Source organism: uncultured Nitrospira sp. (assembly GCA_902500695.1).
Classification (GTDB): Bacteria; Nitrospirota; Nitrospiria; order Nitrospirales; family UBA8639; genus Nitrospira_E.
The window spans coordinates 92,065-116,075 of the sequence record CABVRQ010000002.1 but is presented as its reverse complement, the minus strand read 5'-3'; the positions used below and the strand labels follow the sequence as shown (position 1 = coordinate 116,075).

Sequence of the window (24,011 nt, the reverse complement as noted above, 5' to 3'; positions counted from 1 at the left end):
TCGGCAAGCGCCTCAGGGTTTTGAGGAGGAACTAACATTCCATTTACTCCATCATCGACCAACTCTTCTATCCCGCACATTTTTGAGGTAATGACCGGAATTTGCATGGCCATGGCTTCTTTTAACGCATTCGCCAGGATATCTCTCCTTCCATCCGGAGCAATTTCACATGGTAAAACAAACACCGTTGCACGATCCAAATATTCTTTGACTGTCTCATTGGGCAAATAGTCAATAAGATGCATGTTGGGAATTCCCCGTTCCGCAATAAGCTTTTGGCAAGCCTCCTTTTCCGGCCCTTCACCGATTATCGTACACTCATACTCAATTCCCCGAACATGTAATATGTGGCAGGCTTGAATAAGATAGAGGACTCCTTTTTGATCATCCAGACGTCCTACGGCAATTATTGATTTAGGGGATCTCGCGACCCCTTTCGCCTGAAAAAAATCGGGATCAATCGCGCTGTGAATAATTTTAATGTTTTTCTTAATGCCCAGATTTTTGTCTATGAAATCTCTATTGTACCCGGCAATCGTAATGATTTGAGCAGCCTCTTTGATAACGGCACTTCTTCTGATGTGCTCCTGCATATTATTGCCATAATATAGATCATGCGCCCTAAAGCATAAGGTAAAAGGCGTATTCAGTATTTTTGAAAGCAAATACACTTTGTCGATGATTCGCGGTGTTGAGAATGGTGAATGAACAATGTCAATTCCTGAATCAAAAAAACTTCGTATATCCAGATAATCGATAACTCCGCATTTCAGATTTTGATAATTTCCAATAAGGTTCCAACAAGCCTTCATCGCACATTGGGGATGAGCAAAGACATCCTCTATCAACTTTTTTAAAAAAGTGCCATACTTCTGTTTTCTGTTTTTTACGATAAAAAATCTCTGAAACTGTTTGTCCAGCCCACTTTTCATAACAATGGGCCCATGAACAGCCTTATAAAGCTTGGTGGAATCGTTTGCCAGGATGAACATTTCATGTCCGTGATTCTTCAATTCAACTATTTCATTCAAAATAAATGTAGGCAGGCAATCACAAATATAGAGTATTTTCATTTTACAGACATTCTTGAGCAAAGGAGATGTACGGTGCTGCCGGTGAATCTTTCATCACAATTACCCGCACTGATACTACCTATTGGCACTCAATTGGCCTCCTGCAAAATATATCTGCTTTTTTTACTCTCTTCAGTGGGCAACGGCATTTACCTTATCATGCGAAAATTCCAGTCTCTAAGCGGCAAGAACGACTGTCGCTTGAATATATTAGTGCGTACCTTCAACTGCGTATCAGAACGGAATTCCTTTGGTTTCGGGGATTCAAATCCAGAAGGATACCAGAATCGTTGGAATCCAAAAATCGATTTTCAATTCCCCCGAAGGAGCTGCCAAATCCTTTTTTTGTAATACCGGACGGGCGGAATGATATTCCTGGCATAGAACCATTTCGCCCAAGGATAAGAATGGTTAAACTTGTGAGAGACCGTCCAGTAAGCCCTGAGTCGTTTAGCTAAACCATTTGTCAACGAAGCCATGATATAATTCGCTCTACAAAAATACGGCATGCCTTCCCTGACAAGAACAGCTCTTTGTGAGGGAGCCAGTTCACATAATACTTCCAGAAGGTACAGACTATCTTCACACCAGGCATCAATATTAACGGAACCGCTTAAGTTTTTGGCATGCCGGCGAAAACTGGCTTTGACGGCCGCCACATCCACTCTCTGATATTTGGCCATCACTTTCGCCGTTGCGACCACATCGAGATAATTATTGGTTTTGGAGTGAAGCCCGCCAATCTCCCGAAGGCATTGAGTACGATATAACGTGCTGCACAAATACAAGGTCGTTCTCCTGGCAAACCAGTCCAGAAAGAATGAGTCAACTGAAGGCCCTTTAGCCTGATTTTGACATTCCCCAAGGACTTGTCCCTTCTCATTAATTTCCCGGGCCCCGGTCAGCACCACCCCAATATCTGCACAGGCCGGTATGGCATTGATACATGTTTCGAGAAAGTCCGGGTCAATCAAATCATCATCAAACAAAAATACAAGAAATTCTCCCCGAGCCTGGGCTATGCAGAAGTTAAGATTATTTTTCAATCCGACATTTTCTGTTTGCTTAAAATATCTGATGCGAGTGTCATGAAAACTTTTCACCACCGATTCAGTATCATCCGACGAACAATTATCGGACACAATAATTTCCAAATTGTGATATGTTTGATCGAGGGCGCTTTGGATGGCCTCTTTCAAATAAGAATCGGCTCGATTATAGGTCGGCATGGCTATCGAAACCATTGGAGCCGTAGTAGATGACAATTCTATTCTGTTATCAGATCCCATGTTCAATTACGCTCATCCAGTCAAATTTGTGAGAATTGCATAGCCCTTCGAATTTCACACCGGCATGAAATGGTGAAGACGATGTGAAAAGGGATCAACTTTAAAGGTTTCTCCATTTCATCCGAAATTTCTATGGTTCGCCACTTCAGCGATATCGTTCATCTCAACTTCTGTTTCTCCCCGCATGAAAAGACCTCCATGTCATCCATAACATCAAGGACAGAATTTTCCTTTGGCTGTACATGTCTTTTCTCCCATCCCCGGACCGCCTATTTAAATTAACCTTCATGAATGATAATATTTATCCACCCACAAGGCCAAACTGAGGATGGGCCAAAGTCCCCAGGCATAATCGCGCTCACCGGCAAGGTGCAGGTTAAAGAGTTCCCGCAAAGCCTTTTTCTCAATTCCAAGTCCGAGAATTTCATCCCGTTTCATGAGAGTTTCCTCAACTCTTTCTCTAAGCGAGGTTCTCAGCCATGATCCCATCGGCACTTCAAAACCGCGTTTAGTGCGTGATTGAAATGTGGAATGCCGTCCTAAGGCTTGTCGCAGCGGCAATTTGCCGATTCCCTGACTCAGGTTAAAGCACTCACGCCAGTCAAGCTGCGTGGCCACGTTAATCACCTCCCGATCCAGAAGTGGTACTCGAACCTCAAGGGAATGATACATGCTCGCCCTGTCCACTTTCTTAAGAACATACGGTAAATGGCCCACAAATTCGCTCCAACGAGACCATTGCGCCACATGATCAAGCTCACCACAGGTATAGCCAAATGGGGTAAAGTCCGATGGCCAGGAAGGTAGCGAAGGCCATACCCGGTGCAACCAACTTTTCGGGAGATGGGTTAACTTTGCACGATGATATTCTCCGAGTGAACAACCTGAAAGATCAGGGCTGTAGTCTTGCAACCCTGCTATTCTTTTGATCCCTTTTCGTACCAGACGCCACAAAAATGGTTGTCTGAAATATTTCGCCGTCTGAATTAAGGAACCAAACCGCGGATAGCCCCAAAACAATTCATCACCTCCATCACCGGAAAGCATGACTTTAAAATCCTGGCTGGCTAGGTGCGACACCATCATGGTTGGGAATATGGAGTAATCTCCAAAGGGTTCACCACAGGCATCAATGACCTTATCGACCAAATTAAGAGCCGTATCAGGGTTCACCCGCTCAATCACATGCTCAACTCCCAGCTCACGTGCATACCGCATGGCATCATTTGATTCATCCGTCGCTTCTTCACCCGTCCCGATGGTAAAGGTTCGTATGATATTCGTGCCTGCTGATTTCATATTCGCCACAACCAGCGGAGAATCAATCCCACCCGAGAGAAAGGCTCCTACCGGCACATCGCTGATCAATTGCCGTTTGACCGCCTCGGCTATCACAGTGTCAACGGCCTCAAGGGCCTCTTCCCCTTTCAAGGAAGGCGTTTCACATCGGGGCAAATTGAAATATTGTCCCTGTTGCGTATGTCCCGTTCCTGTGAATTGAATCCACGTACCCGGTTCAAGCATGTGAGAATTTTGCAGAAGAGCGTAGGGCGCAGGAATATAGGCTAAACGAAGATACAGACCCAGTGCTTCCTGTGACACGCTCAGGTTCTGACTAAAAGGGTGTGCCAGCAATTGATTGTATTGGGAGGCAAAGACGACGCCTTTGGAATGCGTTAAATAGTAGAGGGGTTTAATTCCCGCATGGTCGCGCGCGAGCAACAACCGCTTCTCTGCCTTATCATAGAAACCCAACGCGAACATCCCATTAAAAGCATCTAACGCCTCAATACCCCACTCGATGAGCGCATACAACACCACCTCGGTGTCACTATTGGAACGAAACTGCACCCCCTGGCTTTCTAGGCGTTTCCGCAAATCCCTATAGTTGTAAATCTCGCCATTAAAGACCACCACAAAACGCCCGTTGCAAGCGGTCATTGGCTGATGCCCGTTACGGCTCAGGTCGATAATGGCCAATCGGCGGAACACCAAGGTGCAATGCCCTTCATCCGACCAGATCCCTTCGTCATCCGGCCCTCTTCGAGCCATCATCGAACTGATTTTTTCCCAATTCACCTTAGGCACGGTTCCGTTGTGAAATATTAAGTCTCCAGCTATTCCGCACATGTCCTATAGCACCTCTCCGGGAACCAGATCTTGATGAGTGAATATTCGCAATTAAACTCAGATGTGTCGCTGAGAATTCCTCAATATGATTCGTCCTTTTGGGAGAGGAATTCTTCGTAACGGATGAACGCATTCGTATAATTTCCAAGATATTGCATGATAGGCAAATTTTTATCCGTCCTTGCACGATCTACCAATCGGCAGATCATCTCAATATAAAAAGTCCAACGGTAGAATTTTTCTAACGTTTTCAGGCTACGTGAAATTTCGGAGGCGTGTTGATCTAATTCGGATATACACATCGGCAAGCCTCCTTCGATCTCTGCAACCAACACATTCACAGGCACTTCTCTCCATGAAATTTGGTTAAAGAAATAACTGTAAAAATCGAATAATACGCTCCGATATCCGGCACCCTCCCAATCAATAATTTTCATCCCATGTTGGGTGTTCAACATATTTGCCGGGATCAAATCTCCGTGGGTAAATACCAATAAAATCGAATGATCGCCTTCACGCCGGAACTGGCCAACTATCCAGTCTACAAAGTTGGCCGTTAGTTTAAACTTTTGTACGGATGATTCCTGCGTTGCCAATCGGCTGTCAGGGAGAATTTTCGTCATATCGGTCAGATACGTTACCGCATTTATGGATGTTGGCTCCTGGAACAGGATCAAGGTCTTTAATCGCTGAAGGACATGATCATGAAATTTGGGCAATACGATCTCCGAATCCGGTAGGGTATTCGTATACGAAGCGTCCAGGGATCCCTGTAACAATTCTTCTTCATACCATCGTTCCCCCGCGTTCCATTTTCTTAGGGAAGGAGCAAAATCAAATTTCGAGATATGCTGCAACAGGTTAATTTCTTTCTGGATCACAGAAAGGTCAATGTCCTGATCAAACACTTTCATGACGGATTTTCTATAAAAATCAAATATCTTGTAGCCTTTATGCACATGGAGACATACTTGGCCATAGCACGGCAATTCAACGACTTCAGCGCGTGTACCTCCTTGGTATTTATAGCCCATAAAAACAATGAGAATTCTTAGATTACTTCTAATAAGTCCTAAGTAGCTTCTCATTTGCTTTACAAACGCCTTTGGGGAAAAACCTATATTTTGTTCTGGCCTGACAACAGGACTGAGCGAGTTTTTCCTGAAAAATAACACCCATGCTAATACAAGAATACTCTGTTGTAAGCAAAAATAGTGTTTCTCCACCTTTGGCATTTTTATATATTGATATACTACCGACTGATCCGACTTCATTTCTCCATTTTCCCAGTAATTCTTTGGTGTTATTTTGGATGTGATGAATGGATTTATGTAGCCGCCTCAATCACCCGAGCATGCGCAAGCTTTATTCGGCTCATCATTCTGGTGATTGGAAATAGCAGGACAACAAAACGAGGGAATCCAGGCAGGCTGATTGTTAAGTTGCTATGAGTTGGGACTACTTTTTAAGTCCGAGGTCAGGCATGGGCGTGAGTTCATCATATTTGCCATAATCCTTATGATCAAAAATATGGACAAGATATACCTTCTTCAGCCATACCTGATCAAAGAACCGGTTGGGCAACGCCCATGGCAGTCCATGAATTGGAGAAATCTTCCTCATCTCATGAGTGGAGTTAAAATCTGATATGGCAAGGCGCTCTCCTGTAAATTCGGACTTTGTCGGGCCCATAATATCATCAAAATAACACCAGATCCTTGGTAGCAATACATCTGAGGTAGCCTCAAGAGGACGCAATGCCGCCATTGTAGCATGGTAAAAATCAAGATCTATGGAAAAAAATGCCAATGGTGACGGACGGGACTGAATAAAGTCATCAATCGTCTCTTCCACTAGCCCAAGCTTTAGCTGAGACTTCTTTAAGCGTTTTTGCAGTCGATCAATGTCCATGACGAATTGACCTTCTGCATAAGTATTGGGAATATCCCGATAATCCTTTGGCTTCGGAAGACCCCCTCCTGTATCAAATCCGTATATATCAACTTGTACCTCGAAGATAGGTTCGAGTCTTTCGACAATTTCTTCTAAAGCCACCAAACCATTTCCACCTGCGACACCAAACTCGGCAATCGATATGCGATGAATCCCCAGCGTCCTCGCTAAATTCATTCCCTGCAAAACACCCCATAGATAATGTGGCCTCCGCCCCTCGCCCAAGACCTTGGGAAATACAATGTGATTTAACCATTGATAACTAAATTCCCTAGGGGGATCTTTCAACGTATTTCGTGGAAGTTCGCTATCCTCCTGCAACCATGTGCGTATTTCTCTCAAGACTTTTTTGATAATTTTCTTTAACATTTTTTATCCTTTCGGAAATGTCAGTTAACGACATCTTTGGGCGAATGCTTAGAAAATCGAGCCCTTGCCACCTGCCAATCAGTGTCAACCCGATTACCATTAATCCTCTGATCGTGTTTCTTGCACCACGGCCATTACTACCTGTCAAAAATGAATATAAACCAAATCCTTGGGGTAAGAAACAGGAGCTCAGACTTTCGGCATACTCTAATCGTTGTCCTGCCAACTTTAAATATACTTTCGGGTTATATCTTCTTAGCCCATACCAATGTTATCCGTAAAAAAATCTGATGTCTTAATTACGAATACTGCTGCACTCCACAGGGGAAAACCAAACAGGACTATCAGGTTAAGAAACACCTTAATTCGCAATCTAGGGCCTTAGAAGATTACTCACGCAAAAAGGTAAAAAAATGAGTTTGATTAAAGCAGAAGTTGGAAAACCAAATATCCATGAAGGAGATCAAAGGCAGGCCCCGTTTATAAAATACCACATGCAACAACACCCAATCTGGTATCGATAACCAGGCACCAAAGATATGATTCATGAATTTCTTCCGCCTCACACTAAGTTTTTTCCAAAGGTTCTTTTTCTGAAATAAATTCCGTTTCCCATTTCAAGAGGGGCCTGACCACTCCCGGGATATTTCCTGTGGAATCACCACGAGCTCCATTTCCATCCATGCTGTCAATCACATGGAAGGCAACTGCATCATTCACCCCCAGGCGCTTAATTGATGGATTTTCAGTCCGTATAGTTGGTCCAATAAAATATCTGCCCTCTGATAGCAAATTCCCAGGGATCACGGACTTACTCACGTAACGCCCTAATGGGCGTGGCCTTTTGACCCATGCGGAATCATTCTCAATGGACATAAACGCTTCTATCCCCTCTTCATTAAATACATGGAAATAAATCCGAAGCTCATGTCCTGGCTGAAATACCTCATATTCTATTTCGATTTGAAGTGGGTCGCTGATGTCCACCGTTTCCGATACGTAGCCATCATTGCCTCTGACTCTTATCCCACACAATCGTACGACCTCATCCCCAGGAGCTTTTTTGATGTCTACCCATCGACGCTCAGCTTGGACACCGGTTTCGGAATTGAGATACTCGCAGATTACTTCATGTGTCGGACCATCGACCTGCACCCTTCCCCCATTTAACAGAATAGTCCGACTACATAGTCTGGTTACGGCCGGGAGAATGTGTGAAACAAATAAGACGGTGCGCCCCTGTTGCCCAACATCCTTCATTTTGTTTAAGCATTTTTTTTGAAATTGCGCATCACCGACGGCGAGCACTTCGTCGATAACCAGAATTTCAGGCTCCAGATGAGCCGCAACGGCAAAGGCGAGTCGCACTTTCATTCCACTTGAATATCGTTTGACGGGAGTATCAATGAATTTTTCCACACCGGAAAAATCCACAATTTCGTCAAATTTACGTTCAATTTCCTTTTTTCTCATCCCTAAGATTGTGCCGTTCAGATACACATTTTCTCGGCCGGTGAGCTCAGGATGGAAGCCGGTTCCCACTTCAAGAAGGCTTGAAATTCTTCCACGGATGGTGACAGACCCGCCCGTTGGGACCGTAATTTTCGACAGGATTTTAAGAAGTGTCGATTTCCCTGCGCCGTTAATACCAATAATGCCTACCACTTCCCCTTTTTTTACCTCAAAGGAGACATCCTCCAAAGCCCAGATCACATCAGATCGATTCTCTCCTTGTTCTGGACGTAGATCATCAAATTGATAAAGAGACCGATACTTACGATAATTTTGAAGGGGGTTTTTAAAGAAATGAAGCAGAGATGCCCCAAGGCTATCATGCATGTTTTCCTTTAATCCAATACGATAACACTTACTGATATTTTCGACTTTTATAGCTAAATCATTATTCATGGCGTGTTCCCTACAATCATCTTTTCACTTAAATGACATCTACAATAATCCGTTCCATCCGTTTAAAATACACTGTTCCACTTATAACTAACATGGCCGCCGTCACCATTCCAGGCCAGATGTACAGCCAGGGGATTGGAAAGCCAAGCAAACAGGCTCTAAACCCCTCAATCACTCCGACAATGGGATTCAGCGAATAGAGGAAGCGATATTGTTCGGGTATGGATGAAGCCGAATAGACGATTGGGGCACTGAACATGAGCATTTGAATAAAAAGCGGCATCGCCTGCCTTACATCCCGAAACCGAATAGCCAGAGTAGACAACCAAGTCCCTATACCCAAAGGAATGGATACCATCATAACCAGGAACAATGGGAAGAAGAACAAGTTCGATGTGGGAGACACACGATAATACAGCATGATGCACACGACAATGAACATGGAAATTCCAAAATCAACCAGCTTGGCCAGCACCGGAGTAATGGGGAATATTAATCGAGGAAAATAAATCTTCCCAAGCATACTCGATCCCTGAATCAGACTTTGACTGGACTGTACCGTCGCCAGGGAGATATAAGTCCACGGGATAAGCGCGACACTGGAAAAAAGAAGATAGGGAATACCATCTGTCGATAACTTGGCAACGTTTCCGAAAATAATCGTAAAAATAACGATCTGAATGAGGGGCTGGAGAATGGCCCACATAAATCCCAAAATCGTTTGGGCATATAACGTTTTAATATCACGCCACACAAGAAAATAAAACAGGTCTCGATAGTCTTTCAACTCTTGAAAACCTGTCAGGGTCCAACCGGATTTTGGTGGAATGACGGTTAAAGAATTTCCGCTTGTTGTCGTGCCATACCTATTGTCCATAAATTACCCTTTCTAACCCGGCACACCCATTCTAAAAATTAAGTCGAAGTAATAAGCCGAAGGCATCGAATACACGGATGGGAATGCGATCGATTCTCATCAAACACGACTGCGTCTATTCAGACAGCCACTCAATTTGAACTCACCCTCGCATTCACTCTAAGCAGGAACCCGTTCTACGACAAAGAGCAAGGCTGGATACTGAAACACCATTTCTCAGAATGGGCCTTCACAAGCTTTCGTATGCCAGCAAATTTCCTCAAAACCTACTTTCATATTTCAAAAAACGACAGAAGCCGGAGTTTGTCACGTGACTTGGGAAGTGTCCCTGTCAAGCCACTTTAATACTACATCACAAACTACCTTATTCCCATTGGGCAGATGATGGCCAAGGTCCTTATAGCCAAACCATAATTCATCCCTCTTTTCAGGAACATAAGCCTGATCGAACGAATCAATAATTTCGATATTATATTTCCCTCCATATTTTGCAATAGCTTTCTTCTCTCATTAACCCTTTCAAGATCCCTTTCCGAAAAAATCCACGGATCATACTGTAACAGTATACTGTTCTTTTTTATCCCGTTTATACTCACAAAGCGTTGCATGGCAAAAACAATGATATCCGTAATATCTGCAGCACGTTCTCCTCGAACTTTACATCTTCCATCATAAAAAAATTCTCATCCCTCCTGGAGTATTGGAAACGGATGCCTTTGCAGTATCACCGAATAACCAGGCAGCCACATGAAATCAGGGGAAGAATCAAAATTCCCTGGCGGTATCGCCATAGTTTCTCCTTCTACCGTGGCAATATCCCGCTTTGAGAGACACGACCGCCCACTCAATTAATCGCGATTAAAATCTCTGTAACCGGTATGCCTGCCATTCCCTATAGATCCTCAGTCAAGATTCCAGCCATTTCTATCACAAACACTTTTGAATACCCTTCCAGTACAGGGTCCGACAAAAGGGGAGGCAGAGTGACTGGGCTCGTTCAACAAATGATGAGCAATTGTTACTCATTCCTGGGGTACTTGGATAATGGTTTAAGATAAGAGGTTGAGGATGGTTTAGCCAAATTCCAAAACGATTGGGACACATTTTATGAAATTTCCCGCCAGTCATTGTCCACAATACAATTATCGAACCAGGCTTCCCTTTGCCGAAGATGCCTTGCAAGGGATGGAAGAACTGGGTGCGCATTTTCCATCAACCGCTGCCATCCATTTCCCTTTGATGAAATGCAGGTCAACTTGGTGCATGCCATACGCATTCCATCCTTCTCCCGACATCGTAACGACAGGCTTTTCGGAAACTATTTTTTCTTTATAGGTGTTTTTCGATAATTCTTCTATTTCAAAAGCGAACACCTGAATGCCATAACGCGGCTCAGTATCTTGTGTGAAACGATAAATCCGCCCCTCATGAACGAGAACCCTTCCACCCGGCCTGGAGACATGCTTATTTAATTTCACGATCGGATTCATCGGATGAGGCCTCCAATCTCCCATTAACTCGTCGGCATAGTAGAGGTTTAAGGCGTCATTTTGGGGGTTTGTATAGAACAACCACCAGGTATCGTTATATCGAAAAATGGAAGGATCCACATAGTGTTCCCCATTGAAGATGCTTTTCACGAATTCCCATTCCGCTGGAAATACCTTGGCGCGGTACAGTCTGATCGAGAGGTCCTCATTGCTCTCCAGGATTAAGTAATCATTGTTTTCCCACTGAAATACATGGGGATAGGACAAGTGGAACGGTTCATCAATAAGAATATTCTTGTATTCCCATTTTTTACCATCCTCGCTTTCGGCATATCCGATATCCCCCTGATTATTGGCCCGATTCAACACTTCGAAAAATAGATAAAAACGATCATCTTTGATTGCCATAAAGGGATCGGCAACAAATTTGGCATCGATGTCCTTGACATCCTGTGCTGTAAGAACAGGATTTGAGATGCCTTCTGGATCGGTTAATTCGAATGGAGTGGATCCGGTATACACCCCAATTGACCAGGGCCCATAGCTCAGGTCTGCCTCCTCATGATGGAAATAATTAGAGGCCATCTGGCTATACCGATACGGAAACACCTGAAATTTATAAATTGATATCCCATACATGATGCCGATCACTAAGGTTGCCACCAATACAATTAGAGATACACAATATCTTCTCATTACCCTTTTTCCTTTAGGCCTTACCTGGTCCCAAGGCAGGGAAATTTTTCTTGTTCCTTGCCAGCATTCACGAACTTCTGCTTGTGGACGAAACTCTTATGCTTCCTGTTGGATTTTTTATGAGCGGTGAATCTTACCTAGTCGAAGGGTGCCTGTTAGTCATGCCCTTGCTATCCCCGAAACCTCTTGAAAACTCGGGCTCAATGATTAGGAATTTCATGAACAGCCTCGACCTGGATAAATCACCCATCCAACAAAATGGAGAAATGCTTCCAAAGATCACACTTACCATTCGCACATTTGTGGCAAAAGAGTCAGCAATACCCATTTCAGTCGGCGGCACCAAATCACTCCAGCAGTTACCCAGGCCATTTCGCCTAAGACCGGGGCCACTTATTTACTTTTGATAATCCGCAATGATTTTCTCTACCATTTTTTTATACTGATTTTGGAAATTTTCCATCGTGTGATTCGCTCTGGCAAATTCCCATGCATTCCGGGACCTTTGTTTGAGTTCTTCAGTTGAAGCGGTTGCCATTTGCCGCACAGCCCCCTGGATGGCCTCAATGGAACAATCATCCAGCACTATACCCTCGTCCTTACCTACATCCACACCGGATTCGCGGCTGATAATAGGGATAAGACCTGCATGCAAACACGTTATGACTGCTCCCGCGCTACCTTCGGAACATGATGGATAGACAAACCCAATACACCTGGACGCTAAATCCACAAACTCCTGACTACCAATATCAATCCATCCGAAGGTGTGAATATTAGGCGTGTGATACAGCTCTTGATCATATACTCGCTCAAAATCCTTCTCGTTCGCTACCGGACCACAAACCGTGAGATGGTACTCCGGCATTCCCGAGAATGCTTCTAACACTAAATCCAAACCTTTATGAACCATTCCCTCACTCCCCAGCCACAAAAATCGTGATCGACAGGATTCAACAATTTTCCCTTCGGTCCAAGGATACACAAACTCGGCCGGATTGGGGACAACATAAAAGGGTTTGTTGGCATACCGGAACGTTTGCATACAAAAGTCAGAGGGAACGGTGAGACAATCGGCATATTCAACTGCCACAGCGTATTTCAGTGGCATATTCCTCCGAGACCGCACGGTCACATGTTTCCTTTCTTGTAAAGCCATCAACCGGTTGGCCTCTGCCGCATTATGAAAATACGGATGAGCTGTCGTGACATGCAATATTTTGACACAATCTTTATTGAGCCTTGGCGCAAGCCGTTCAAAATTCATCCTGGTATCAATAAAAAAGGAATAATCCTTTTTAGGGGAAAAGGTCGCATTCGTATTGGCAATAATATCAACAGCAAAACCGAAGTCCAAAAATTCCTTCGCCATTCGCTGAGTAATAACCCAACTTGGGTGGTAGGAATTAACCGGTTGATTGGATTTGTTCAGAAAGAATTCAATTCTGTAAGAAAGAAGCACATGCCCCCGAACAGGGCCATCCGGCTTAAGTGTTATCACCTGATTTTGAATAGGCAGGCTCAATCTCTCCAGCACGTTCCCAAGTGCTCCATGAACCAAGCGAAGCACTTTTGCGCCAAGCCTACGAACAATGCTCATCAACAATTACCATCTCATGAAAATGAAATTTAAAGACTTTGCCAAAAAGGCACTTGCGTTCCGGCAATGGCTATCAAATTAGGAATCCAGGAAGGCTACGATCCCCATCATGACGCATGTCCCAGTCAGCAGACTGGTCATCTTAATTGCGGGGACATTGAAGAGGAAGAAAACTGTGCTCTGTACCATTCCACGGTTTGCTGGAGACCACTTTCAAGCGAAACCTTCGGTTTCCACCCAAGCTTCTCAAATGTCATCATTACTTCGGCCTTTCGTGCTGGTTCCAATACTCGATCCGGCAATGCCCCAAATAGAGGTTGCGAAGACGACCCCACATACCTGGCAACCTTTTCTACCAACTCACGAACAGTCACAAGGGTTCCCATGCCTAAGTCAAGCGTGACCCCCTCAATCTCTGGCATCTGAGCCGCAGCAAGAAATCCGTCGATGACGTCATCAATGAAAATCCAGTCGGCGTTCCATTCGCCACTGGAAAGCTTTGGAGATTCGTTTTTCAGGAGAGAGAGTACAACAGAGGGAATTAACTTCCGAGAATCTTGTCCTGGCCCATAGGTCATAAAAGTTCGGACAATCACCAAAGGAGTCCCATAGAGTGCATGGAACATGCGTCCATACGCACTACCCGCCCACTTGGCCGCCGCATAAGGTGAACTCGGAATAATCTCGGGATCCTTGGATTGGGGCTCATTAAGGGACCCTGCCAATACGACCCGCTGACAGCCAGCTTCCGTCGCAACCGTTAGCAGGTTTACGGTGCTGGTGAGCAGGCTATGAAATGTAGGCAACACGAATTCCACAGATTGAATAGCTGAAGCCAACCCCGACATATGGAAAATAATATCTGGCTTGACGTTTGCCAGCAGACTGCGAACCGCTCCCAGATTCTCCAAATCCGCTTGCCACCAGAGAGGTCCGCCTTTGACATTGGGTCGCTGGGTACGGGAAGTCGCGTGGACTTCCCCACTAATCGGGCATAATCGCTGGATCAAATGGGTTCCCAAAAATCCGCTTGCACCAGTGATCAACACTTTGACATCTGACAATGAGGTCATAATCGGCATTGTCAAGAGCGTCTATTTCGCCCTTGCCCCCTAGTAGTATCCGAGATGTTCATAAAAAGACGATCGCCCGAAGTACAGTGAGTTTGTTCGCATGAAATTCTCAACGGCCACAAGGGAAAAATCACACACCACTACTCCATGAAAATTCTTCGAAGGGGCCAAGATACAATCATTCCCCTTCAACCCTGAAGGCATTCAACTGCTCATGACACGGTAAATCCAAGAAATTTATAGGTTGGAATTAAATAGATGAAATTTATTGCAGTGAGTAAAAATCAGTGAAACTGACACCCATGCATTTCCACAGATTTCACAAGGTTTTCTGATGTACCAATATCAATATATTTCCCTTCTGGAAAAACCACCCCATACACCTGTAAACCTTTCTGGATTGCCGCTTGGATCACAGCTCCAACGGTCAGATCCTCCCCTTCCGGCTTCCCAGTTTTTGAAATCTGAACGGCATTTTTCCTTCGATAGTCCTGAAGGTATTCATGCATAAACTCTGTAAACACTGGCGTCCACACCCCACCTAACCAACATAGCTGCAAATCAGTTTTATCCGGCTTCAAAAACATGGCGTGAATTTTCCCGTTCTCATCTATCTCCACCATATCCATGAGTTGGGAATTATGAGCCGGGAAAACGGCCAGCACCATATCGGCTTGTAAGGTTACTTGCTGTTTCAGTAATTGACTAAACACGTTTCCGGAACTGATCATAATATCTGGAAATCCGAAAGCTACCACCTTATCATGAACAAACGGATACGCTTGATCTAAGGTAAATGGAGGACCAAAGGATTCCCCCATGATCAAATACCCCAAATGCATGTGTACGAATTCACCATGACCAAAATAAGCGGGAATATCCCATTTGCCCTTCCGAAGAACAATAAACGTCTTTGCGATTCCTGCTAATTGAAACTTCTCCAATAAATAATGGCACACCACCTTCGGGCGAGGCTGAGAACTTCCTTCCATGAATTGAAAACCAAGAGGGAACAACTCTTTACTGCAAGGTAACGGCGCAATTCTTTCGGCTTTCCCTCCAGCTGGAACCAACCCGACGACCTCTCTCTCGCAAGTCTTCGTGGAAGCGCCGATCAAAGGATTCAGCATATTCTTCGTCATTTTCCCTTTGAATGCTCAGTCAATAATTTCCTGCAACAACCCATGATCAACGAGAATCGTTGCAGCCTCATAGATAATACGAAACGGCATGCTTGACCGATCCGCAATTTCTAAAAGGGAGTAATGGCCATCGGATAGATTGAGCACCCAAAGCATCGCCATCTCTCGTTTGGCTCCCTCAGACTCACCTCCAATTGCCCGATACAAACCTCTTTTTCCCAGTTGTGGTTCACACTGAAGGTTTTGACTGAGAAAGGTTTTGTTCCCTTCAAGAAGGGTCAAGACTCCCAAGCAACAAGTGAATGATTCTTCGAGATATTCCGGTTGGACAAACGTCAGATTGTCGCCAGAGGTGTGATATTCAGGATATTCTCCATGTGGCGTTCTCATAAAACAGCCAACAGGTAAATTGAAACCTGGAGAACAGTATTGCCTTTCATCATACCCATAAGGAAAAAAATCGATAATGGTATGCGCCGTTCCAGAAGCTTTGAGAATATGACTAAAAGCCTGATCAATTTCAGCATTGCCCTGTCGACTTTTTTTGTAGGTCACCGCCCCAGAATCGCCCACTCCGGTCAGGACCATTCCAGCTTTGATCATGGACACTTGTCCTTCATGCAACGCCAACCAAGTAATAGACCCAATCGTTCCAGGGATAAACAGGAATCGATACGAGTATCGCAACGATTTCGAACTCAAGGCTTTGGCAAGAAACGTCGAAAGAGCAATGCCGGATAGATTGTCATTACATAGAGATGGATGACAAATATGAGACGAGATTAAAATCTCTTCCTCCGATTCCCCTCTTATATAATATTCCCCATAGGTTAAGTGACCCTCTTCCAGGGTCGAATCAATGCACACTTCATATTCCTCATCTTTCAGCCCCATCAAGTGCTGGTGACTCAGGCAGAACCCCCAGCTTTCCTTGTAGTAAGACGTTCGGTAGGGAATCCTCTCTGGTTGGTCTGGCAAGGAATGCAAGTGTGGTTGCAATTCTTCGAAAGTCATTGTGGCGTGAACCGGCTGGCTATAACTGACAACATGCAAGTTTGATTTTTGAAAATCGACAACCCGCTCCCCCCTGGAGTTCTTTATGTATGCATCTTGAATATTCCACTCCTTGGGTACGATCCAATCAAAGACCTTCGTCCCGCTCGGAACTTCATGGATCTCAACAGGAATATGCTTTCCAATGAGATGAAGCGTCTCGCGAACACCATTGCCTGTTATACTCCGACAAATGGGATACAGATCGGCGATAAACCGATGCATCTCTTTCCCCATCTGAATCACAGTTTCTTCAATCATATACCGCTTTATGTTTCTGGTTTTCAGCCGTTTGAGAGGATGAAATCAGAATAGCTCTGGTCACGATCGGAAATGAGGCGTTCATCCGTTGGCCATTGAATTCCAAATACAGGGTCATTCCACCTCACACCCTTGGCAAATTCAGGAGTGTAGAACTCAGACATTTGGTAAAAAATCTCAGACTCATTTTGTAGAGTCTGGAATCCATGAGCAAAGCCCTCTGGGATATACAACATTCGACGGTTTTCTGCGGTGAGGACGACTGATAGATGTTGCATGAAAGTTGGAGACAATGGACGTAAGTCAATGATCACATCATGAATTCCACCCTTGATGCACCAGATGAGCTTGGCTTCTTGATGAGGAGCAGATTGATAATGCATTCCTCGAAGAACCCCTTTACTTTTATTATATGACACATTGCACTGGACGGGCTGGAAGGAGATGCCGTGTCGCTCAAAATCCCTTTGACACCACGTTCGCGCAAAAAAGCCTCGTGAGTCCTCTATCTTTTCCGGATCAATAAGGAAGGCACCCTTGAGTTGCGCCTCAGTGAATATCATGGATAGACCACCACTTCGGGTATAGGCACCACAAATGCCCCGCCCCAATCCCGGATAAACGCCATTTGCTCCATAATCTCATCTTTCAGATTCCATGGCAGAATCAATAGGTAATCGGGCTTGGTTTTCTTAATTGCATCCGGTTCATCAATAGGAATATGTGTTCCCGGCAAAAATTTCCCCTGCTTATGAGGACTACGATCAACAGTATAATCAATGAAGTCTGTTCCAATTCCGCAGTAATTCAACAGGGTATTCCCCTTTGCAGGTGCTCCGTAAGCTGCAATGGTTTTCCCTGCTTCCTTTGCAGAAATGAGAAATAACAGTAGTTGCCGTTTGACATAGGTGACCCGACCGGAAAACGACAAATAATGCGCTAGCTGCCCAAAACCATCTTTTTCTTCACGCTGTTGAAGCTCAAGGACACGGGGCTGAATGGATTTGGTTGAGTCCTGCTCGTGCCCGCAATAAATTCTGAGAGACCCTCCATGAGTAGAAAGCTCCTCCACATCAAACACCTTCAGCCCATGTTTGGCAAAAATCTTTTGAACCGTTAAAAAAGAAAAATAGGAAAAATGTTCATGATAGATCGTATCGAATTGAGTATCCGCCATTAATCGCATCAGATGAGGGAATTCCAGCGTGATGACCCCCTTGGGTTTTAACAATACTTTCAGGCCTCGAACGAAATCATTCAAAGCTGGAACATGCGCCAATACATTATTGCCAATAAGCAAATCCGCTTGCGTCCCTTTATCTGTAAGACTGTGAGCCAATTTTTCCCCAAAAAACTCGACAAGAGTTGTGACACCATTTTCTCTGGCAACTTCTGCCACATTTCGAGCTGGTTCGATTCCCAAAACTGGAATACCTTTTTTACAAAAATTCTTCAAAAGGTACCCGTCATTACTGGCGATTTCAACGACCTGGCTGCTCGCATTCAAGGCAAACCGATTAATCACCTGTTCTGAATATTGTTGGGCATGCCTGAGCCAGGAATCTGAAAAGCTAGAAAAATAGTCATAATCTGAAAAGATTTTATCCGGACTGGAACATTCCTCAAGTTGTACTAACAAGCAGGCTTCACAAACATACACATGCAGAGGGAAAAACGTCTCTACCGCATTCAATTGAGATTCGGTCAGATTGCTATTGGCAAGTGGTGACATCCCAAGATCCAAAAAAGTAATTCCCAATGGAGTGTCGCAGAACCGGCATACGCGTTTCTTCACAGCAAAACCTCTTTCATTTATGCGGACATTTGAAACATAAAAGGGCTCTTGAGAAAATTCCTTTAAACGTCCCACGAGAGATTGATCGAAACTGCAGTTCATGGTTTCATAGAAGAGGAATGATATATTTTAGACCACAATGGGATCTGGTCTTCCAGGAAGCCAATCCAGATTTTCAGTGATCAGCTTCGCTGTTTTTAAGCGCTTAAGGAGATTCAATCGAATCAATTGGGAATTCCGAAAGTCTTTGTCATGAAAGTTTATGGCCTTCATTCCATCCTTTAAATCAACTATTGCCGTTTGCAAATCGATGGAAGGCTGAAATTCTGGCGCCAATTTCATAAACCGGTCAAAGCTCACTTGATAGGACCTTCGATCAGGCTGCGCCCCTTCATTAATTGAAATTGTAGTTCCCGGGATAACTCGAGCGACAGCTTCCGCCAACTGCCTGACCTGGTAATTCCATTGGTTGCTCCCGACATTGATGGAAAGAGCTTCACCGCCGTTTTGACGATTTCTTCCAATGCCCCATTCAATGGCTTTAGCCATATCCTTAATGTGAATAAGGGGACGCCAAGGGGTCCCATCGCTCAAGATGACAATTTCGCCGTTGACCAAAGCACTAGCAACAAAGTCATTTAATACCAAATCCAGGCGAAGTCTCTCACTCATTCCACATGCGGTTGCAAAACGAAGACAGGTCACAACAAACCGTTCATCAGCTAAGCAGCTAAGCTCCTTCTCCGCGCCTAGCTTTGATTTGGCGTAGGCCGTGAGCGGATTCAAAGGCGAGTCTTCATCCCTAGCACCTTCCGCAAAGCCATAGACGCTGCAAGACGATGCAAAAACAAACGACTTCACACCACGTGCCTTCGCTTTCACGGCAAGATCATGAGCAGCATGGTGATTCACATTTGCCGTCACATCTTCAAATAAGGCTCCCATCGGATCATTGGAAATCGCTGCTAAATAGACAATCGCATCAACGTCTTGGAGTACCTCTTCAGGCGGATTGCGAACATCGGCGAAATATTGAATATCGACCTGTCCTCTACTGACCATCTCAGGAACCGTGAGACAATTTGCAAAAAACCCCATATCCAAGCCAATAAGGGTCGCACCCGAAAAAGATCCCCTCAGACGCTGAATTACCGCAGGGCCGACGTAGCCCAAATTACCTGTAATTAATATTTTCACGAGATCCCCCATTGTGGTTCAAAATATAGTCCTATCCCCGTTTCTTAACGAGAAATGAAGGTGCCTGCCGTTGACATGGAATTTATGGAATATTTCGGAATCCCCGCGTGCGGGCCAAAGAAAAAACGACACCGCCATATCATTTCACAATTGTCAGAATCTCACATTCCTAAACATCAGCAGGACAACAATCTAATCTGTCCATATTTTCCATGGTGCATTTTTTGTTTCCCAGAGTTCTTCCAAATAATTTTTTTCTTTCAACGTATCCATGCAGGACCAAAAGCCATAATGCCGATATCCCATCATTTGCGCATCCTTGGTCAGACTTTCCAACGGCTCTTTCTCCCAGGATGTTTCATCATCACTGATATAATCAATCGCCTTACCATTTAAGACAAAAAACCCACCATTTATCCATCCTTCCCCCGATTCAGGTTTTTCATGAAAGTTACAAATCCTGTCTCCTTCAAACCCGATTCGCCCAAACCGGGCAGGTGAACGTACGGTCGTCACGGTTGCCAGTTTCCCATGTGAATGATGGAATTTAATCACTGAGTCAATATCGAGATCCGCCACCCCATCGCCATACGTGAACAAAAAAGTTTCATCATCACCCAACCACTTTTTAAGGCGCTTGAGCCTCCCACCAGTTTGTGTATGCATTCCAGTATCCACCAGATGGATTTTCCAGTTTGGCTGTTTTCCATCATGTATCGTCGTCTTACCATTCGCTAAATCAATTGTGAGATCATTATTGATAGCATAGAAGTTCAAAAAATACTCCTTGATGACCTCCGCCTTGTACCCTAAAGCCACGATGAACTCAGTGATATTGTAAGCTGCATACACTTTCATGATATGCCAAAGAATCGGTTTACCTCCGATCTCTATCATTGGCTTTGGTCTTAAGGCCGTTTCCTCAGAAAATCGAGTTCCCAATCCACCAGCTAGAATAACGGCTTTCATAATTTTTCCCTTTTCTGATTTGCTCGTCAATTATAATACCCCGCCAAGGATACACCCAGGTGCTAAAAGGAAAACTACCAACAGCCTAGCACCGATGGCCTACCATTCCGTATGTGACAAGCTAATTCGTTGATGACCACGGATCTGATTCGGTCAGAAAGTTTTTCACTATATCCACCAGCCCTTCGACTGGGGTTTTTAGCAGCGGGCCATTAAGCCATGACTTTAGGCAGGAGTTCTCATCTACCAACCCGCATTCGAACTCAGTGTTTTCCCCACGCACATTGATGCCCCTTGATGGCCCAATCGAACCTAAGCTAAATCAAGTTTTTCATTTCGGCCGAATTCTCTCACAGACATATTCTGAAAAAGGGATTGAGCATGTAAACCCAGGAGAGACCGCATTTAAAATATGCATGGATTGGTCATCTCCTTCAAGAACAAAATCCATTTGGAGGCTCTTCTCCTTCATGTTGACCAATTGTGCTCTTATACCTGGCCTTCCCCAAGACGTATAGTGCTCTGGCTGAACCCCATCTAATAAGGCGGAAGCCAAAGTGACTAGATGACTGCGGGAATATTTCCTTAACTCTTGTAAAGCCAATTTCTTAAAATCAAAATTAGAAAATCCAATAAGATGCATTTGCCTCAGGGTGAGGTCCATAAACTCTTGAAGGCTAAAGTTTTCAATTCCGGAATATTGTTCACGCCAAAAGGCGGGAATCGCCGTTGGTCCAATCTTCGCTTTTCCCTCCGAGGTGACTGTGACGTGAACTCCGAGAAACGGATTCCGCAAATCTGGGACCGGATAAATATTAGTTCGGATGGCTCCCCTTGGCTCATCCGAGTAGAGGTAGAGTCCTTTAAATGGCAGAATTTTATAATTCTCCGAAAAACCGAAATCCTTGGCAATTTTGTCTGCATAAAGACCGGCCGCATTAATGAGATACCCTACATTAAAGGCACCCCCCGACGTAAAAATTCCGTCCTGCGTTTTCTTGAGATACTGAACTCCGCAACGAACTTGTACCCCTTCATCAATGGCATCGCTTGTCATTGATTGCAAAACTTGAGTTGGATCAACCGTTGATGTTGTTGGAGAAAACAAAGCTCGCTGGCAAGTTTTCACACGAGGCTCAATCGATTTGGCTTCCTCCTCGGTAATGGCTTGTATATCAATATCGTTTACTTTTCCCCGCCTGAGAAGTTCGTCAAGAGCTGGGTGCTCGCTACAATCTTTGGCAACAACAAGCTTTCCACACCTATTCATCGGAATCTGCTTGGATTCACAGTATTCCGTTAGCCGTTTATTCCCAATGCGTGTAAATTTGGCCTTCAGACTTTCCGGGGAATAATAAAAACCGGCGTGCAATACCCCGCTATTCCGACCACTGGCATGAGCGCCACAGTGATCTTCTTTTTCAATAACAATCACCGTCGCATCGGAAAACCGCCGTTTCAGTTGTCGGGCGATATTAATGCCAATAATTCCACCACCAATGACCAGAAAGTCTGAGGTTACCATTTATTTGCCTACAGCAGTTTCGAGAAAAGTTGTTAAACCCTAAAACACTGACAGAATCGAACTTAAGAACTATGTCTATGACGTCTTCACCATTTAAAAAGTAAAATTCAATCAGGGGAGAATAATTTCTGTATTTCTTGGACGGAGGGCACTACAGGGGAATAAATCATAAAATAGGTCATCCTTAATAACCACTTCACGGTTTGACTTGGGTATGGCAGGACAATCCCTGTGCCAAAATAGGCGAGCTGCCGCCATACCCAGCTAACTGAGTTAATCACCTTGCTTTCAAGTTTTCCCGCTCAAACGAATACCGAAATTACTTAGACCGCAAAAAAATCGAAGACAAACTGGAATTTGAGAGAAGACAAGACACGACCATCCCTTATTCCATATCTGAAACTGATCGATGAACCATGCCATGAAATGGCTGCTTGTTCCTTAATATTTATAAGTTTCCATCGTAATACATTAGCATTTCATACTTACTTAATTAATCAAACATGAAGTGAAAAGAATAAAAGCATATGAGTATAAATACATATTAACAGAGTCTTATTGGTTAGGGTTATATAGGCCATATTTCGACGCCTTTAGCAACGGCCAAATGGGCCAAGGCAATTTTCATTACAACTCCACGCAATCGCGATCAAGGACCAGACGACCTTGAAATGCCACGGTTTTCATAAGAAGGGCGACTCGTTGCGTCCCATTAAGTTCTTGTTCAAAAATTGCCTCAAAGCCATGAAAAGGCCCTTTATGAATACGAACTATTTGCCCAGATTCAAAGGAAGTCGAAGGGGGTAGGATAACAAATCCATTGTGAACTCTTTGCCTAATTGAGTCAATGATTGCTTCTTCCACGACTGCTGGTTCCGCGCCAAACTTGACGACCCTCAAAACCCCATGAGCATAAGTCACTTTCCGGTATCCCGTCTTCATATCAATTTTTACAAAAAAATATCCAGGGAATAATACCTCTCCCTCACTTTGAGCTTTACTTCGAGTTGGTTTCAATTTCCTTAAACGTGGACAGAAGATTTCAACACCCAACAATCGTAGGTTTACCTCCGCCACGTCTTCCTGACGGGCCTTACTATGAATGAGATACCACTGCGAGACCGACATTATTTTTTCTGTTCCTTCCATCAGAGCATACCAGCAAATTCAATTAACTCAACGCCTTACTCCAAGACTTTTTCGTTGACCTTTCATAAAACAACACGGAATGTATTTATCATCCGAGATTGATCCTTGGACCTCAATAGGCAGTATTCTGCTTCAATAGACAATCGCCCAGAAATTTTAATTGTTTCAGCTCTCGAGAGTATTGGAGTGGATAATTTCAAGAGAACATAAAGCCCCAGCCTGTAGTTCGTCGATGTATGTGCCGTGGCTGTGAAAAATCGAATCCTACCCAAGATCTAAGGCAAACTCCTGGCGATATGTGTCCAGGAGAGAATCCATGAAACAAAAGCAGAAACTCTCCGCGTGGCTTTCCTTTGCGGGGTTTCTAACAAGCAGTCGCCTACCTGAGACCTTTAACAATTCCCACCTGAGACTGGTGGGCTTGGTCCAAGGAAAAAAGCTGCTATGTGGTTCGCTTATAGA

At 44.3% G+C, this 24,011-nt stretch carries 18 protein-coding genes; all 18 read right to left on the bottom strand.

Annotation, left to right across the window (positions count from 1 at the left end):
- On the bottom strand, positions 1-1,073 hold a 1,073-nt coding region (locus AAH187_RS00895), incomplete at its 3' end, for a glycosyltransferase family 4 protein (protein ID WP_342346548.1).
- A gap of 311 nt (positions 1,074-1,384) precedes the next feature.
- The gene (locus AAH187_RS00890) at positions 1,385-2,362 is read right to left on the bottom strand and encodes a glycosyltransferase (RefSeq protein WP_342346547.1); all 978 of its coding nucleotides are present in this window, start codon (positions 2,360-2,362) and stop codon (positions 1,385-1,387) included.
- Positions 2,363-2,647: 285 nt separating this feature from the next.
- Positions 2,648-4,492, bottom strand: a complete 1,845-nt coding sequence (gene asnB, locus AAH187_RS00885) for an asparagine synthase (glutamine-hydrolyzing) (protein ID WP_342346546.1) — start codon at positions 4,490-4,492, stop codon at positions 2,648-2,650.
- 80 nt (positions 4,493-4,572) lie between these two features.
- Complete coding sequence (locus AAH187_RS00880) at positions 4,573-5,766, bottom strand: phosphotransferase (protein WP_342346545.1); 1,194 nt, start codon at positions 5,764-5,766, stop codon at positions 4,573-4,575.
- A 184-nt stretch (positions 5,767-5,950) separates the two neighbouring features.
- A complete protein-coding gene (locus AAH187_RS00875) occupies positions 5,951-6,814 on the bottom strand; it encodes a hypothetical protein (protein ID WP_342346544.1) in 864 nt (287 codons plus the stop codon).
- A 567-nt stretch (positions 6,815-7,381) separates the two neighbouring features.
- Positions 7,382-8,722 carry an ABC transporter ATP-binding protein gene (locus tag AAH187_RS00870; protein WP_342346543.1) on the bottom strand — a complete coding sequence of 447 codons (1,341 nt, stop codon included), beginning with the start codon at positions 8,720-8,722 and terminating at the stop codon, positions 7,382-7,384.
- Positions 8,723-8,750: 28 nt separating this feature from the next.
- Complete coding sequence (locus AAH187_RS00865; protein ID WP_342346542.1) at positions 8,751-9,599, bottom strand: ABC transporter permease; 849 nt, start codon at positions 9,597-9,599, stop codon at positions 8,751-8,753.
- Between the two features lie 1,142 nt (positions 9,600-10,741).
- Positions 10,742-11,785, bottom strand: coding sequence for a hypothetical protein (locus AAH187_RS00860; protein WP_342346541.1), 1,044 nt, complete (start codon positions 11,783-11,785; stop codon positions 10,742-10,744).
- Positions 11,786-12,182: 397 nt separating this feature from the next.
- On the bottom strand, positions 12,183-13,385 hold the full coding sequence (locus AAH187_RS00855) for a glycosyltransferase (protein ID WP_342346540.1): 1,203 nt from the start codon (positions 13,383-13,385) through the stop codon (positions 12,183-12,185).
- A 137-nt stretch (positions 13,386-13,522) separates the two neighbouring features.
- Entirely contained in the window at positions 13,523-14,458 is a 936-nt protein-coding gene (locus tag AAH187_RS00850) for an NAD-dependent epimerase/dehydratase family protein (protein WP_342346539.1), read from the bottom strand.
- 284 nt (positions 14,459-14,742) lie between these two features.
- Positions 14,743-15,588: a hypothetical protein gene (locus AAH187_RS00845; protein ID WP_342346538.1), complete on the bottom strand. Its 846-nt coding sequence runs from the start codon at positions 15,586-15,588 to the stop codon at positions 14,743-14,745.
- A 27-nt stretch (positions 15,589-15,615) separates the two neighbouring features.
- Positions 15,616-16,914, bottom strand: a complete 1,299-nt coding sequence (locus AAH187_RS00840) for a DUF4910 domain-containing protein (RefSeq protein WP_342346537.1) — start codon at positions 16,912-16,914, stop codon at positions 15,616-15,618.
- A gap of 23 nt (positions 16,915-16,937) precedes the next feature.
- Complete coding sequence (gene rfbC / locus AAH187_RS00835; RefSeq protein WP_342346536.1) at positions 16,938-17,477, bottom strand: dTDP-4-dehydrorhamnose 3,5-epimerase; 540 nt, start codon at positions 17,475-17,477, stop codon at positions 16,938-16,940.
- Positions 17,474-18,709, bottom strand: coding sequence for a class I SAM-dependent methyltransferase (locus AAH187_RS00830; protein WP_342346535.1), 1,236 nt, complete (start codon positions 18,707-18,709; stop codon positions 17,474-17,476). The genes rfbC and AAH187_RS00830 overlap by 4 nt, the downstream gene beginning before the upstream one ends.
- A gap of 129 nt (positions 18,710-18,838) precedes the next feature.
- On the bottom strand, positions 18,839-19,906 hold the full coding sequence (locus AAH187_RS00825) for an SDR family oxidoreductase (protein ID WP_342346534.1): 1,068 nt from the start codon (positions 19,904-19,906) through the stop codon (positions 18,839-18,841).
- Between the two features lie 192 nt (positions 19,907-20,098).
- Positions 20,099-20,875 carry a glucose-1-phosphate cytidylyltransferase gene (gene rfbF / locus AAH187_RS00820; RefSeq protein WP_342346533.1) on the bottom strand — a complete coding sequence of 259 codons (777 nt, stop codon included), beginning with the start codon at positions 20,873-20,875 and terminating at the stop codon, positions 20,099-20,101.
- A gap of 331 nt (positions 20,876-21,206) precedes the next feature.
- Positions 21,207-22,400: an L-2-hydroxyglutarate oxidase gene (gene lhgO / locus AAH187_RS00815; protein WP_342346532.1), complete on the bottom strand. Its 1,194-nt coding sequence runs from the start codon at positions 22,398-22,400 to the stop codon at positions 21,207-21,209.
- A 627-nt stretch (positions 22,401-23,027) separates the two neighbouring features.
- Positions 23,028-23,549 carry a transcription termination/antitermination NusG family protein gene (locus AAH187_RS00810; protein ID WP_342346531.1) on the bottom strand — a complete coding sequence of 174 codons (522 nt, stop codon included), beginning with the start codon at positions 23,547-23,549 and terminating at the stop codon, positions 23,028-23,030.
- Positions 23,550-24,011: the final 462 nt, after the last annotated feature.